The 503-nt window shown below is 49.3% G+C and carries 1 protein-coding gene; it reads left to right on the top strand.

Going from position 1 to position 503, the window contains the following annotated elements:
* Positions 1–503 (top strand): Hsp70 family protein (locus R8N49_RS30915; RefSeq protein ID WP_318190925.1); only part of this gene is annotated, 503 nt, incomplete at both ends.

The following is a 503-nucleotide window of genomic DNA, read 5'->3' as shown; positions in this document are numbered from 1 at the left end:
TGGCGGTACGTTCGATATCTCTATCCTACGTTTGTCGAAAGGCGTATTTGAAGTATTAGCAACAGGCGGCGACTCTGCACTTGGCGGTGATGACTTTGACCACCTATTAGCGGATTACCTAATGGAGCAAGCTGGCCTAGAAGCGCCGCTTTCTGCTGAGAAAAACCGTGCATTACTGAACATTGCAACGGCGACCAAAATTGCTTTCTCTGAGCAAGACAGCGTAGAAGTTGACGTGTTTGGCTGGAAAGGCACTGTAACACGCGAGCAGTTCGAAGATCTGATTCGCCCACTCGTGAAGAAAACTCTGATGTCTTGTCGTCGTGCACTGAAAGATGCTGACGTAGAAGCGGAGGAAGTACTTGAAGTGGTGATGGTTGGTGGCTCAACTCGTACCTTGCTTGTCCGTGAAATGGTAGGCGAATTCTTTGGCCGCACACCACTCACTAGCATCAATCCTGATGAAGTGGTGGCTATTGGTGCAGGCATCCAAGCAGATATTC

The sequence above is a fragment of the Vibrio sp. 1978 genome (genome assembly GCF_033344345.1).
Note: the sequence above shows the minus strand (reverse complement) of the source record. Positions and strands in the feature narration are given on the sequence as shown.